Raw genomic sequence first — 13787 nt, 5'->3', positions numbered from 1 at the left:
CATGCGCCCCGCTGTCGCCGTGATCCTCGCTGCCCTGTCCCTCCTCACGCTCGGTGCCGCGCCCGCGGGCGAGGTGCCGCTGCCGGCGCGGATGCGGGACACCGGCGGCGGCACCCAGCTGATCACCGCTCAGGCGGCCCGCACCGGCGCCACGTCGGGCACGGTCACCTGGTGGGACCTGCGCGGCGGGCGCTGGGTGCGGGCCGGTTCGGCACCGGCCCGGTTCGGCGCGAAGGGCCTCGTCGAGGGCATGGTGCGACGGCAGGGCACGAACACGACGCCGACCGGGCTGTACCACCTGCCGTTCGCCTTCGGCGTCACGTCCGCACCGGACGGGACCCGGCTACGGTATCGGCAGGTGGGCCCGGACTCCTGGTGGTGCCAGGACAACGGCTCGCGCTCCTACAACCGCTGGACCCAGCCGCGCCCCGCGGACTGCCGGGCCACCGAGTCCGAGCACCTGGTGGCGTACCCGAGGCAGTACGCGCACGCGCTCGTCATCGGGTTCAACTACTCCCGTCCGGTGCACGGCCGGGGAGCGGGGATCTTCCTGCACGTCAACGGGCCCGGGGCGACGGCCGGCTGTGTGTCGGTGCCGCGGGAGGCCATGCGGCGGATCCTGGCGTGGGCGGATCCCGGGCGCCGGCCGCACATCGCGATCGGCACGGCGGGCGGGGCGACCGCGATCAGCCGTTACTGACCTCGGCGCCACCCGCCGGCAGCCGGACGGTGAAGGCCGTGGAGCCGGGGCAGCTGTCCAGGCCGACACCGCCGCCGTGGGCCTCCGTCACGGCCGCCACGATCGACAGGCCCAGACCGGCCCCGGCGCCGCCGAAGGAGTCGGTGCGGCGGCGGTCGGCCCGGGTGAAACGCTCGAAGACACCGGGCTGGACCTCCTCGGGGACGCCGGGCCCGTCGTCGTGCACCCGCAGCACGGCCGTGGCGGCACTCTCCGGGTCCGCCTCCCGGTCGCACTCCAGGTCCAGGGACACCGTCACCTTGGTGCCCGCGGGCGTGTGCGCACGCGCGTTGGCCAGCAGGTTGGCGAGCACCTGCTGGAGCCGGTGGGCGTCACCGGTCACCGTCACCGGCTCCTCCGGCAGCTCCAGCGTCCAGCGGTGCTCCGGACCCGCGGCCCGGGCGTCCGTCACCGCGTCCAGGACCAGGCGGGTCAGGTCGACCGGCCGGCGGTCCAGGGGACGCCCGGCGTCCAGCCGGGCCAGGAGCAGCATCTCGTCGACCATCTCGCCCATGCGCGCGGACTCGGCGGCGATGCGTTCCAGGGCCCGGGTGACCTCGGGCGGCACCGGCCCCGGGTGCAGCAGGGCGAGCTCGGCGTGGCCGCGCACGGTGGCGACCGGGGTGCGCAGCTCGTGGCTGGCGTCGGCGGCGAAGCCGCGCAGCCGCTCCTCACTGGCGTGCCGTTTGGTCAGCGCGTCCTCGACGTGGTGGAGCATCCGGTTGAAGGCGGCGCCGACCCGCCCGACCTCGCTGCGCGGGTCGGCGCGCGGCGCGCGGGGCGGCAGCGCCACCTCGCCGCTGGCGAGCGGCAGCTCGCTGACCCGGGCGGCGGTTTCCGCGACCCGGGTCAGCGGCCGCAGCGACCAGCGCACCCACAGGGCGCCGGCGACCCCGGCGACGGCCAGGGCCAGGGCGGAGACGGTCCCCGCGACCAGTTCGAGGCGGTGGACGGCGGCCCGCACCGGCGCCACCGGCAGCCCGGTGACCAGCACGTCGCCGTCCCGGCCCGGCCAGGCGGCCAGCCGGTACTCGCCCAGGTCGGACAGACGCACCGTGTGCCCGCCGTGGTCCACCGGGAGCGCGGCCAGTGCCCTGCGGTCGGCACCGGTGAGGGTGACGTCGAAGCCGGGACGGGACGGGGAGGGGACCATGGCCGCGTGGGTCACCGTGCCGCCGAGGAGCCGGGCACCGAAGGTGGCGGCGGCCTGGCGGCGGGTGTCGCCGCGCTCGTCGCCGTCGTGGTCGGAGGGCTTGGCGGGCGTGGCGGTGCCGTGCTCCAGGCTCTCCGGGAAGCCCGGCCCGGCCTGCTGGAGCTGCTGGTCGATCCGGCCGGTGAGGAAGCCGTCCAGTTCGAGGACCGCGGCCACGCCGACGGCGGCGCAGCCGACGGCCAGCAGCACCACCAGGCCGAAGGTGAGCCGGGCCCGCAGGGTGCGCGGCCGGGGCAGCCGGCGTATCCGCGGTGTCATCGCCCGCCGCGGCACGGTCACCGTACCGCCGGCTTCAGCACGTACCCGGCCCCGCGCACCGTGTGGATCATGGGTTCGCGTCCGGAGTCCACCTTCTTGCGCAGATACGAGATGTACAGCTCCACCACATGGGCCTGGCCGCCGAAGTCGTAGGACCACACCCGGTCGAGGATCTGCGCCTTGCTCAGTACCCGGCGCGGGTTCTGCATCAGGAAGCGCAGCAGCTCGAACTCGGTCGGGGACAGCTCGATCAGCTCTCCCGCCCGGGTGACCTCGCGGGCGTCCTCGTCCATGACCAGGTCGCCCACGGTCAGCCGCGGGCCGTCCGCCGGCTGCCGGGCCATGCCGGCGCGGCGCAGCAGTCCGCGCAGCCGGGCGACCACCTCCTCCAGGCTGAACGGCTTGGTCACGTAGTCGTCGCCGCCCGCGGTGATCCCCGCGACACGGTCCTCCACCGCGTCCCGCGCCGTGAGGAAGAGCACACAGACGTCCGGCTGCGCGGCGTGCAGCTCGCGCAGCACGGCGAATCCGTCGGTGTCCGGGAGCATCACGTCGAGGACGACGGCGTCGGGCCGCACCTCGCGGGCCGCGGCGATGGCCGAGGCCCCGTCGCCCGCGGCGCGCACCTCCCAGCCCTGGTAGCGCAGGGCTCCGCAGAGCACTTCGGCGAGGTCGGGGTCGTCGTCGACGACGAGGACGCGCACGGGGGTGCCGTCGAGGCGGGTGAGGGCGGGCAGGCCGGTAGGGCTCGGGCGGAAGGTGTCCATGGCCCCTCCAGCATCGCCGGTCCCCGGCCCGGACGGCGAGGGAGGACCCTCTGAGTTTTCTGTGAGCGGGACCACGCGGCCCACGGCTCAGAGCTTCCTCAGAGGTTCGCCCCGCACAGTTGCGTCCTGGACCGGCGAAGCGACGGGAGAGCGGATGACCACGGTGTACGAGCGGAGGGCGGCACCGCCCGTGCCACTGGCGCCCCGGCGCTCCCCGGCGGGCGCGGTGCTGGCGCTGCTGTGGGCGGGGGCCGCCGCGGTGGTCCTCCTGTGGTGGTACGACACCGCCTCCGTCGTGGGCGCGGCGGGCTGGCTGACCGGCGCCGGGCGGATCGCGGGCCTGCTGTGCGGGTACGCCTGCGCGGTGCTGGTGGGCCTGATGGCGCGGGTACCGTTGCTGGAGCGCCGGATCGGCTCGGACCGGGTGGCGCGCTGGCACGCGATGGCCGGCCGCTACACGGTGTGCCTGCTGGTCGTGCACGTGGTGCTGATCCTCGCCGGATACGCCGCGCAGGACGGCTCCTCCGTCCTGCGCGAGGCGGTCACGGTGGTGCTGGACTACCCGGAGATGCTGAAGGCCACCGCCGGGACCGTGATCCTCTTCGCGGTCGGCGTCACCTCGGCGCGCGCGGTGCGCAGCCGGGCCGGTCACGAGTTCTGGTACTACACGCACCTGCTCACCTACGCCGCCGTCTTCCTGGCCTTCGGCCACCAGGTGGCGCTGGGCGGCGAGTTCACCGGTCACGTCCTGGCCACGGCCGCCTGGTACGCGCTGTACCTGGGCGTCGGGGCCCTGGTGATGTGGTTCCGGATCCTGGTCCCGGTGCGGCTCAACCTGCGCCACCGGATGCGGGTCGAGGCGGTCCACAAGGAGGCGCCGGGTGTGTACTCCGTCGTCGTGCGCGGCCACCGGCTGGACGAACTGGGCGCGCGGCCGGGGCAGTTCTTCCGCTGGCGATTCCTCGCCGAGGGCATGGGCTGGACGTCGACGCCGTACTCCCTGTCGGCGCCGCCCCGTCCGGACCTGCTGCGCATCACGGTGAAGGCGCTCGGCGACCACAGCGCGGCCGTGCCGCTGCTGCGGCCGGGCACCCGGGTGTGGGCGGAGGGCCCCTACGGGTCGATGACCGCCGACCGGCGCACCTCGCACAAGTCCCTGCTGATCGCGGCCGGGGTCGGCATCACGCCGCTGCGCGCGCTGTTCGAGACGCTGCCCGGTGACGTCACCCTGCTGTACCGGGCACGTACGGCCGAAGACCTTGCCCTGGGCGGCGAGTTGGAGGCCATAGCGCGCGGGCGCGGGGCGCGGGTGCTGTACGCGCTCAACGGCCCGCGCGGCGAACGCCCCCACCTCACCGTGGAGTCCCTGCGCGCGGCCGTCTCCGACCTGGCCGGGCACGACGTGTACCTCTGCGGCCCGCACGCCTTCGCCCGGGACCTGTACGAGGTGCTGCGCGCCGCCGGGGTGCCGGACCGCCGTATCCACCACGAGTCGTTCGAGCTGTGAGGCCCTGTTGCACGCGTTGAGGAAGAACCGTCCGCTGCGCCGCGTCGTGCTGGCGAGCGCCGCCACCGTCTCCGGGCTGGTGATGCTGCTGTCGCTCAAGCCGCACACGCCGCCGCAGATCGCCGCGGATCCGGCGCCGGCCCCGTCCAGCGGTTCGAGCACGTCCGGCGGATCGGGTGCGGCCGGCCGGTCCACCGGCACCAGGACCGTCACCGGTGAGACGGTGCAGACCCGCTGGGGCCCGGTGCAGGTGCGGGTCACGCTCGCCGGCGGCCGGATCACCGACGTGACCGCGCTCGCCCAGCCCTCCGGCAACCCGCGGGACCGGGAGATCAGCGGCTACGCCATCCCCCAGTTGCGCAGGGAGGCGCTGGCCGCGCAGAGCGCGAACATCGACACCGTCTCGGGGGCGACGTACACCAGTGACGGATACCGCCGCTCGCTCCAGTCCGCGCTGGACGCGGCCCGGCGCTGAACCTCGGCCGGACACTGAACGCGGGGCCGCCGTGGCACGTATTCCAGGGCCAAGGGACCACGCCGCCCCCCTTGACCCCGTCCGCGGAGGAACCGTGACCAGCACGCTCGCAGGAGGCCGCGCCGCCCGGCGCCAGACGATGCGCCGCATCCGGCCGCGCCGCTCCCCCGCCGTCCCACTGCTGACCGCCGTCTGGGCGGGCGCGGCGGGCGTCGTCTGGCTGTGGTGGATGAACACCCCGTCCATCGACGGCACCGCCGGGAAGGTCCTGAACGCGGGCCGGATCACCGGCCTGCTCGCCGGCTACCTCATGGCATTGGTCGTGCTCCAGATGGCGCGGGTGCCGGCCCTGGAGCGGCGCGTGGGCTCCGACCGGGTCGCGCGCTGGCACGCCATGACCGGCCGGTACACGCTGTGCCTGGTCCTCGCGCACGTCTTCCTCACCATGTGGGGCTACGCGCTGCTGGGCGGCAGGTCGCTCGGCGACATCGTGGCGCAGACCGTCGAATCCGTCGAGCAACTGCCCGACATGGGCAAGGCCGCGATCGGCACCGGTCTGCTGGTGGTCGTCGGACTGGTCTCGATCGGCCCGGTGCGCCGCCGGATGCCGTACGACACCTGGTACCACGTGCACCTGTTCACCTATGCCGCGGTGTTCCTGACGTTCTGGCACCAGATCACCACCGGCAACGACTTCGCCGTGGAACCGGCCGCCAGGACCTTCTGGTACGGCCTGTACGGCGCGGTGACCGCGCTGGTGATCTGGTACCGGATCCTCACCCCGATCCGGCTGAACCTGCGCCACCGCATGCGGGTGGAGGCGGTGATCGAGGAGACGCCGGGCATCGTGTCGGTGCTGATCGGCGGCAAGAAGCTGCACCGGATGGGCGCGGAGGCCGGGCAGTTCTTCCGCTGGCGGTTCCTGGCGCCGGGCATGCGGTTCTCCTCCCACCCGTACTCCCTGTCGGCGGCGCCCCGTCCGGACCTGCTGCGCATCACCGTCAAGGCGATCGGCGACCACAGCGCCGGGCTGCGCGACCTCACCCCCGGCACCCGGGTGTGGGCGGAGGGGCCGTACGGCGCGCTGACCGCGTCCCGGCGCAGCCGCGGCAAGGTGCTGCTGGTGGCGGGCGGGGTGGGCATCACGCCGATGCGGGCGCTGTTCGAGACGCTGCCCGGCGCGGCCGGTGACATCACGTTGTTGTACCGGGCCAACAGCACGCAGGACCTGGCCCTGTGGGACGAGCTGGCGAAGATCGCCGACGAGCGCGGCGCCCGCCTGATGTACGCGGTGAACAGCCCGGACGGCGAACGCCCCGACATCTCCGCCGAGTCGCTGCGCCGGAAGATCGCCGACATCGACCGCCACGACGTCTTCATGTGCGGCCCGCCCGGCTTCGCGCAGTCGGTGTACGAGGCACTGCGCGGCGCGGGAGTCCCCGCCCGCCGCATCCATCACGAGTCGTTCGAGATGTGAGCGACGGGAACGCGGAACGGCGCGGAAACCACATGACTTACGGGACTCACGGGAATTCAGGAGCTCATCGGCGATGAGGAAGAACCACCCCATCCGACGTGCCGTGCTGGCCGGCGCCGCGACCGTGTCCGGCATCGTGCTGCTCCTGTCGCTGAAGCCGGCCTCCGACCCCGCCTCGGCAGCCGGCGCGGCGCCGCAGCGGACCGCGGCGGCACAGGAGTCGCCGCAGGGCGGCAGCGGTGCGCAGCGGACGGGCACGCGGTCCGTGACCGGCGACGTGGCCCGGACCCAGTACGGCGACGTGCAGGTCCGGCTGACCGTCAGCGGCGGCAGGATCACCGCGGCGGAGGCGGTACAGGCGCCGCAGGGCGGGCTCAGCGGCCAGAAGAGCGAACAGGCGGTGCCCCGGCTCAACCAGGAGGCCGTGACCGCACAGAGCGCCAACATCGACACCGTCTCCGGAGCGACGTACACCAGCGGCGGCTACAAGAAGTCGCTCCAGTCGGCACTGGACAAGGCGAAGGCGGGCGGTTCGGCGTCCGGACCGGCCTCCGGTCCGTCCTCCGGCACGCCGTCCGGTTCGTCCTCCTCGGGGGCCGCCGCATCGGGAGCAGCCCAGGCCCGCACCGTCACGGGTGAGGCCGCCCAGACCGACTACGGCCCGGTACAGGTCCGGATCACGGTCAGCAACGGCAGGATCAGCAAGGCTGAGGCCGTGCAGGCGCCGCAGGGCGGGCTCAGCGGCCAGAAGAGCGAACAGGCGGTGCCCCGGCTCAACCAGGAGACCGTGACCGCACAGAGCGCCAACATCGACACCGTCTCCGGAGCGACGTACACCAGCGGCGGCTACAAGAAGTCGCTCCAGTCGGCACTGGACAAGGCCGGTGGCTGAGGCCATGTCCGGGTCGGCCGAGGGTCCCGCCGCGGTGCGGCACGCGGAGGAGGTCATGGGGACCGTCTTCTCCTTCGACGTCCGCGGCGGTCGGTCCGACGCGGTGGCGGCGGCCCTGGGCGAGGCGATCGCCGGGCTGCACCGGGTCGACGAGCTGTTCAGCACCTACCGCGACGACAGCCAGCTCTCCCGCCTGGCACGTGGTGAGCTGACCGTGGCGGAGTGCGACCCCGAGGTCGCCGAGGTGCTCGCACTGGGCGCCGAGGCCGAACGGGTCAGCGAAGGCTGGTTCAGCCTGCGCTACCAGGGGAGCCTGGATCCGACCGGGATCGTCAAGGGCTGGGCCGCCGAACGGGCCGCCCGGCGGATCGCGGCGGCGGGGGTGAGCGGGGTCAGCGTGAACGGCGGCGGAGACGTCCAGTTGCTCGGCTCCCCCGACGCGCAGCGGCCCTGGCGCGTGGGTGTGTCGGACCCCCTGCGCCCCGGCGGACTCGCGGCGGTGGTCTCCACGGCGGGTAGGAGCGAGCTTGCGGTGGCGACGTCGGGCACGGCCGAGCGCGGCGCCCACATCGTCGACCCGAGCACCGGCAGGTCGGCGGTCACCGACCTGGTCGCGGTCACCGTGGTCACCCCCAGCCTGACCTGGGCGGACTGCTGGGCGACGGCCGCGTTCGCCATGGGTTCCCGCGCGGGCCTGGCCTGGCTGGAGTCGTTGCCGGACGTGGAGGCGCTGCTGATCACGGCGGGCGACGAGGTCAGGTGCACGCACGGGCTCGCCGCCCGGCTGGGCTGAGGTCCGGCCGGGCCCGCGCCGCGGTCACTGGCCGTTCTGCGCCAGCCTCAGCAGGTGGTCCGCCAGTGCCTGTCCCCCGGTGGGGTCCCGGCTGATCAGCAGCAGCGTGTCGTCGCCTGCGATGGTCCCCAGGATGTCGTGCAGTTCGGCCTGGTCGATGGCCGAGGCGAGGAACTGCGCCGCCCCCGGAGGCGTCCGCAGGACCACGAGGTTGGCGGAGGCCTCCGCGGAGATCAGCAGCTCCTGCGAGAGCCGCCGCATCCGCTCCTCCTTCACCGACTCCCCCAGCGGTGCGCGCGGGGTGCGGAAACCGCCCTCGCTGGGCACCGCGTAGATGAGGTCGCCGTCGGTGTTGCGGATCTTCACCGCGTTCAGCTCGTCCAGGTCGCGGGAGAGCGTCGCCTGGGTGACGCTCAGCCCGTCGTCGGCCAGCAGCTTCGCCAACTGGCTCTGGGAGCGCACCGGTTGCCGGTTGAGGATGTCCACGATCCGACGGTGACGGGCGGTGCGGGTCTGCGGCACCGCCGGCCCGGCCTCGGTCTGACCGTTCTGCGCCTGACTCATCGTCGTCTCAATCTCCGGATCATCCGTCCCCGTTTGCCACGTCCAGGACGCCGGGCAGCGCTCCGAGGAAGGCGTCCACCTCGTCGTCGCCGAGGTTCAGCGGCGGCATCAGCCGTACGACGTCGGGGGCGGGCGCGTTCACCAGGAAACCGGCCTCCTGAGCCGCCTGCTGCACCTGGGGCGCGCGCGGCTCGGTGAGCACGATACCCAGCAGCAGGCCCGCGCCCCTGACGTGGGCGACCAGCGGGTGGTCCAGTGACTCGATTCCCTCGCGCAGCTTCTCGCTCTGCCGCTTGACGTTCTCCAGCAGCCCCTCGCCCGCGATCGTGTCCAGGACGGCGAGTCCGGCGGCGCAGGCGACCGGGTTGCCGCCGAAGGTCGTACCGTGCTGACCGGGCTGGAGCAGGTCGGCGGCGCGCCCGAAGGCGACGGTGGCGCCGAGCGGCAGTCCGCCGCCCAGGCCCTTGGCGAGCGTGACGATGTCCGGCAGGACGCCCTCGTGGGCCTGGTACTCGAACCAGTGCCCGGTGCGCCCGACCCCGGTCTGCACCTCGTCGAGGACCAGCAGCGAACCGGTGGCCGCCGTGATCGCCCTGGCCGCCTTCAGGTAGCCGGGCGGGGGCACCACGACCCCGTTCTCGCCCTGGACGGGCTCGATGACGACGAGGGCGGTCTCCTCGGTGACCGCGGCGGCCAGGGCCCGCGCGTCCCCGTAGGGCACGTGGGTGACCTCGCCGGGCAGCGGCAGGAACGGCTCCTGCTTGCCGGGCTGGCCGGTGAGCGCGAGGGCGCCCATCGTACGGCCGTGGAAGCCGCCCTCGGTGGCGACCATGTGCGGCCGCCCGGTCAGCCGGCCGATCTTGAAGGCGCCCTCGTTGGCCTCGGCGCCGGAGTTGCAGAAGAACACCTTGCCGTCCCGGCCGAAGAGCTGGAGCAGCCGTTCGGCCAGGGCGACGGGCGGTTCGGCGATGAACAGGTTGGAGACGTGGCCGAGGGAGGCGATCTGCCGGCCGACCGCCTCGACGACGGCGGGGTGGGCGTGGCCGAGCGCGTTGACCGCGATACCGCCGACGAAGTCGACGTACTCCCGGCCGTCGGCGTCCCACAGCTTCGCGCCCGCGCCGCGGACGAGGGCGAGCCGCGGGGTGCCGTAGTTGTTCATGAGCGCGCCCTGCCAGCGCGCGGCCAGTGCCTGGTTGCTCACGTCCTGGCTGCTCGCGTCCTGGTTGCTCACGTCCTGGCTGCTCGCGTCCTGGTTGCTCACGTCCTGGCTGCTCGCGTCCTGGTCGCTCACGTCCTGGTCGCTCACGACTCCCCCTGTTCGTCCGGCACGACCATCGTGCCGATGCCCTCGTCGGTGAAGATCTCCAGCAGGATCGAGTGCTGGACCCGGCCGTCGATGACGCGGGCGGTGGTCACGCCGCCGCGCACCGCGTGCAGGCAGCCCCGCATCTTCGGCACCATGCCGGAGGACAGCTCCGGCAGCAGCTTCTCCAGCTCGCTCGCGGTCAGGCGGCTGATCACCTCGTCGGAGTTCGGCCAGTCCTCGTAGAGGCCCTCGACGTCGGTGAGGACCATGAGGGTCTCGGCGCCCAGTGCCGCGGCGAGTGCCGCGGCCGCCGTATCGGCATTGACGTTGTAGACGTGCCCGTCGTCCTCGGAGCGGGCGATCGAGGAGACGACCGGGATGCGGCCGTCGGCGAGCAGCGCCTCGATCGCGCCGGTGTCGATCGCGGTGATCTCGCCCACTCGCCCGATGTCGACCGGCTCGCCGTCGATCTCGGGGATGTGCTTGGTGGCGGTGATGGTGTGCGCGTCCTCGCCGGTGAGGCCGACGGCGAACGGCCCGTGCTGGTTGAGCAGGCCCACCAGCTCCCGCTGCACCTGCCCGGCCAGCACCATCCGCACGACGTCCATGGCCTCCTCGGTGGTGACCCGCAGGCCCGCCTTGAACTCGCTGACGATGCCGTGCCGGTCGAGCGCCCGGCTGATCTGGGGGCCGCCGCCGTGCACGACGACGGGCCTGAGGCCGGCGTGCCGCAGGAAGACGACGTCCTGGGCGAAGGCGGCCTTCAGCTCCTCGTCCACCATGGCGTTGCCGCCGAACTTGATGACGACGATCTTGCCGTGGTGCCGGGTCAGCCAGGGCAGCGCCTCGACGAGGATCTTCGCCTTGGGGAGCGCGGTGTGTTTGCGAGTGGTTCCGGAGCTCATGAGGAGTAGGCGCTGTTCTCGTGGACGTAGTCGGCGGTGAGGTCGTTGGTCCAGATGGTGGCGGTCTGGGCGCCGGCGGCGAGGTCGGCCACGATGTGGACCTCGCGGTAGCGCATGTCGACCTTCGCGCGGTCCTCGCCGACGCCGCCGTTCTTGCAGACCCAGACGCCGTTGATGGCGACGTTCAGCCGGTCGGGCTCGAAGGCGGCCCCGGTGGTGCCGATGGCGGACAGGACGCGGCCCCAGTTGGGGTCCTCGCCGTGGATGGCGCACTTGAGGAGGTTGTTGCGGGCGATGGAGCGGCCCACCTCCACGGCGTCCTCCTCGGTCGCGGCGCCCACCACCTCGACCTTGATGTCCTTGCTGGCGCCCTCGGCGTCCCGGATGAGCTGCTGCCCGAGGTCGTCGCACACCGCCCGTACGGCCTCGGCGAACTCCGCGTGCCCCGGGGTGACCCCGGAGGCGCCGGAGGCGAGCAGCAGCACGGTGTCGTTGGTGGACATGCAGCCGTCGGAGTCGACCCGGTCGAAGGTGACCCTGGTGGCGGCGCGCAGCGCCTGGTCGAGCACGTCGGCCTCGAGGTCGGCGTCCGTGGTGAGGACGACGAGCATGGTGGCCAGGCCCGGGGCGAGCATGCCGGCGCCCTTGGCCATGCCGCCGACGGTCCAGCCGTCCTTGGTCACCACGGACGTCTTGTGGACGGTGTCGGTGGTCTTGATGGCGATGGCGGCCTTCTCGCCGCCGTGCTCGGAGAGCTGGGCGGCGGCCGTCTCGACGCCTGCCAGCAGCTTGTCCATGGGCAGCAGGACGCCGATCAGTCCGGTGGAGCAGACCGCGACCTCGATGGCGCCGACACCGAGCACGTCGGCGGCCTTCTCGGCGGTGGCGTGGGTGTCCTGGAAGCCCTTGGAGCCGGTGCAGGCGTTGGCGCCGCCGGAGTTGAGGACGACCGCGGAGAGCCTGCCGTCCTTGAGGACCTGCTCGGACCACTGCACCGGGGCGGCCTTGACGCGGTTGGAGGTGAAGACGCCCGCGGCGGCGCGGCGGGGCCCGGTGTTGACCACGAGGGCCAGGTCCGGGTTGCCGCTCTCCTTGATCCCGGCGGCGATGCCCGCCGCCTGGAACCCCTTGGCTGCCGTGACACTCACTGCATCTCCTTGTTCGCCCCGCCGCGGTAGCGGCTGATGTCACTGCCGCCCGTGCAGCGCAGCGGTGCGGCCATCTCCCCCAGTGCCTTGACGGCCTGGGAGGTACCCCCAGTCGTCTGCGGCCCGGTGGCTGCACGTGCGTCGCTCACGGGGCGACTCCGATCGTGGAAAGTCCGAGCTCCTCGGGAAGTCCGAGGGCGATGTTCATGCTCTGCACCGCGCCGCCCGCGGTGCCCTTGGTCAGGTTGTCGATGGCGCTGATCGCGAGGACGCGGTGCGCGGCGGGGTCGTACGCCACCTGGATCTGCACGGCGTTGGAGCCGTACACGGAGGCGGTGGCGGGCCAGCGCCCCTCGGGGAGGAGGTGGACGAAGGGCTCGTCGGCGTAGGCCTTCTCGTACGCGGCGCGCACGGAGTCGGCGGTGACCCCGGGCCGGGCCTTGGCACTGCACGTGGCGAGGATGCCGCGGGGCATCGGCGCGAGGGTGGGCGTGAAGGACACGGTGACGCGCTCCCCCGCCGCGGCGCTGAGGTTCTGGATCATCTCCGGGGTGTGCCGGTGCAGGCCGCCCACCCCGTAGGGGGACATGGATCCCATGACCTCGGAGCCGAGCAGGTGCGGCTTGGCCGCCTTGCCGGCGCCGGAGGTACCGGAGGCGGCGACGATCACGGCCTCGTTCTCGGCGAGTCCGGCCGCGTAGGCCGGGAAGAGGGCGAGGGAGGCGGCCGTCGGGTAGCAGCCGGGCACCGCGATGCGCCTGGCCCCCGCCAGCGCGGCACGGCCGCCGGGGAGTTCGGGGAGGCCGTAGGGCCAGGTGCCGGCGTGCGGCGAGCCGTAGAAGCGCTCCCAGTCGGCGAGGTCCTTCAGCCGGAAGTCGGCGCCCATGTCGATGACGAGGACGTCGGGGCCCAGTCGCTCGGCGACGGCGGCGGACCGGCCGTGCGGCAGGGCGAGGAAGACGACGTCGTGCCCGGCGAGGACTTCGGGGGTGGTCTCCTCCAGGACGCGGTCGGCGAGGGGCGGCAGGTGCGGCTGCAGCGCGCCGAGCCGCTCTCCGGCGTTGGAGTTCCCGGTCAGGGCGCCGATCTCGGCCTCGGGGTGCGCCAGGAGCAGGCGCAGCGCTTCTCCGCCCGCGTATCCACTCGCTCCGGCGACCGCCACACGTACAACCATGAACCCTCCTCCTCGATGGCATGACTATACGCATTCCTGCACGTTTATGCAACGGATTCGAGACCGGCCGTCGTACGGTGAGCGGGTGGAAAAGGGCGAGCGGGCGGCGGAGGGCCGGTTCCTGCCGGTGCCGGACGTGCTGGCGTACCTGGCCGGGAACTGGCGGGTCCGACGGTCGGTACGGGACCTGGCGGGCGGCGGGACGGGGGAGTTCACCGGTACGACGGCCTTCGGCGCCCTGGACGGCGGCGGGCTGCTGCACCGGGAGTGCGGCACGTTCGCCTGGCAGGGGGTGGCCCGGCCCGCCGAGCGGACGCTGCGCTTTCTGCCCGGAAGCGTGCCGGGCACGGCCGACGTGCGCTTCGCGGACGGACGGCCCTTCCACGATCTGGACCTGCGCTCCGGGCGGCACCTGGCCGGGCATCCGTGCGCGGCGGATCTCTACCGGGGCGAGTTCACCGTCCAGGACGCCGGGCACTGGCGCACGGTGTGGCGCGTGGGCGGCCCCGCGAAGGACCTGCTGCTGACGACGGACTACACGCGCGAGGACTGAACTCCCTGTTCCC

At 73.4% G+C, this 13787-nt stretch carries 15 protein-coding genes; 7 read left to right on the top strand and 8 right to left on the bottom strand.

The features are described 5' to 3' along the window. The first annotated feature begins 1 nt into the window (after position 1). Positions 2-700, top strand: a complete 699-nt coding sequence (locus ACIQFZ_RS07525) for a L,D-transpeptidase family protein (RefSeq protein ID WP_365425200.1) — start codon at positions 2-4, stop codon at positions 698-700. On the opposite strand, the gene ACIQFZ_RS07520 is transcribed toward ACIQFZ_RS07525, so the two are convergent. Together ACIQFZ_RS07520 and ACIQFZ_RS07515 are read right to left on the bottom strand one after the other, a co-directional pair. Beyond that, positions 687-2210, bottom strand: coding sequence for a sensor histidine kinase (locus tag ACIQFZ_RS07520; RefSeq protein ID WP_402690810.1), 1524 nt, complete (start codon positions 2208-2210; stop codon positions 687-689). The genes ACIQFZ_RS07525 and ACIQFZ_RS07520 overlap by 14 nt on opposite strands. A 17-nt stretch (positions 2211-2227) precedes the next feature. Further along, positions 2228-2977: a response regulator transcription factor gene (locus ACIQFZ_RS07515; RefSeq protein ID WP_365436817.1), complete on the bottom strand. Its 750-nt coding sequence runs from the start codon at positions 2975-2977 to the stop codon at positions 2228-2230. Positions 2978-3131: 154 nt separating this feature from the next. Here ACIQFZ_RS07515 and ACIQFZ_RS07510 point away from each other — a divergent pair, with 154 nt between their 5' ends. The 5 genes from ACIQFZ_RS07510 (at position 3132) to ACIQFZ_RS07490 (ending at position 8121) form a co-directional block, all read left to right on the top strand. Further along, positions 3132-4484: a ferric reductase-like transmembrane domain-containing protein gene (locus tag ACIQFZ_RS07510; protein ID WP_402690809.1), complete on the top strand. Its 1353-nt coding sequence runs from the start codon at positions 3132-3134 to the stop codon at positions 4482-4484. Positions 4485-4491: 7 nt separating this feature from the next. Continuing rightward, positions 4492-4959: an FMN-binding protein gene (locus ACIQFZ_RS07505; RefSeq protein ID WP_402690808.1), complete on the top strand. Its 468-nt coding sequence runs from the start codon at positions 4492-4494 to the stop codon at positions 4957-4959. Positions 4960-5053: 94 nt separating this feature from the next. Continuing rightward, positions 5054-6436: a ferric reductase-like transmembrane domain-containing protein gene (locus ACIQFZ_RS07500; protein WP_376651654.1), complete on the top strand. Its 1383-nt coding sequence runs from the start codon at positions 5054-5056 to the stop codon at positions 6434-6436. A gap of 73 nt (positions 6437-6509) precedes the next feature. Continuing rightward, positions 6510-7328 (top strand): FMN-binding protein, encoded by an 819-nt coding sequence (locus tag ACIQFZ_RS07495; RefSeq protein ID WP_402690807.1) that lies wholly within the window; start codon positions 6510-6512, stop codon positions 7326-7328. A 55-nt stretch (positions 7329-7383) separates the two neighbouring features. Next, a complete protein-coding gene (locus ACIQFZ_RS07490; protein ID WP_402690840.1) occupies positions 7384-8121 on the top strand; it encodes an FAD:protein FMN transferase in 738 nt (245 codons plus the stop codon). A 24-nt stretch (positions 8122-8145) separates the two neighbouring features. Here ACIQFZ_RS07490 and ACIQFZ_RS07485 read toward each other — a convergent pair whose 3' ends face one another. From ACIQFZ_RS07485 to argC, 6 genes are all read right to left on the bottom strand, one after another. Then, positions 8146-8685 (bottom strand): arginine repressor, encoded by a 540-nt coding sequence (locus ACIQFZ_RS07485; RefSeq protein ID WP_100567805.1) that lies wholly within the window; start codon positions 8683-8685, stop codon positions 8146-8148. Between the two features lie 19 nt (positions 8686-8704). After that, a complete protein-coding gene (locus ACIQFZ_RS07480) occupies positions 8705-9889 on the bottom strand; it encodes an acetylornithine transaminase (protein WP_402690839.1) in 1185 nt (394 codons plus the stop codon). Between the two features lie 101 nt (positions 9890-9990). Next, positions 9991-10899, bottom strand: coding sequence for an acetylglutamate kinase (gene argB, locus ACIQFZ_RS07475; protein ID WP_365425762.1), 909 nt, complete (start codon positions 10897-10899; stop codon positions 9991-9993). Beyond that, complete coding sequence (argJ, locus tag ACIQFZ_RS07470; protein WP_365774340.1) at positions 10896-12047, bottom strand: bifunctional glutamate N-acetyltransferase/amino-acid acetyltransferase ArgJ; 1152 nt, start codon at positions 12045-12047, stop codon at positions 10896-10898. The genes argB and argJ overlap by 4 nt, the downstream gene beginning before the upstream one ends. After that, a complete protein-coding gene (locus tag ACIQFZ_RS07465; protein WP_365425766.1) occupies positions 12044-12196 on the bottom strand; it encodes a hypothetical protein in 153 nt (50 codons plus the stop codon). Before ACIQFZ_RS07465 ends, argJ begins: the two co-directional genes overlap by 4 nt. Beyond that, the gene (argC, locus tag ACIQFZ_RS07460) at positions 12193-13221 is read right to left on the bottom strand and encodes an N-acetyl-gamma-glutamyl-phosphate reductase (protein ID WP_402690806.1); all 1029 of its coding nucleotides are present in this window, start codon (positions 13219-13221) and stop codon (positions 12193-12195) included. Before argC ends, ACIQFZ_RS07465 begins: the two co-directional genes overlap by 4 nt. 85 nt (positions 13222-13306) lie before the next feature. On the opposite strand from argC, the gene ACIQFZ_RS07455 reads away from it, so the two are divergent. Next, on the top strand, positions 13307-13774 hold the full coding sequence (locus ACIQFZ_RS07455) for a DUF6314 family protein (RefSeq protein ID WP_402690805.1): 468 nt from the start codon (positions 13307-13309) through the stop codon (positions 13772-13774). Positions 13775-13787: the final 13 nt, after the last annotated feature.

Source organism: Streptomyces sp. NPDC093064 (assembly GCF_044754605.1).
Classification (GTDB): Bacteria; Actinomycetota; Actinomycetes; order Streptomycetales; family Streptomycetaceae; genus Streptomyces.
The sequence above is the reverse complement of the archived record's forward strand: the minus strand, read 5'-3'. Positions and strand labels throughout refer to the sequence as shown.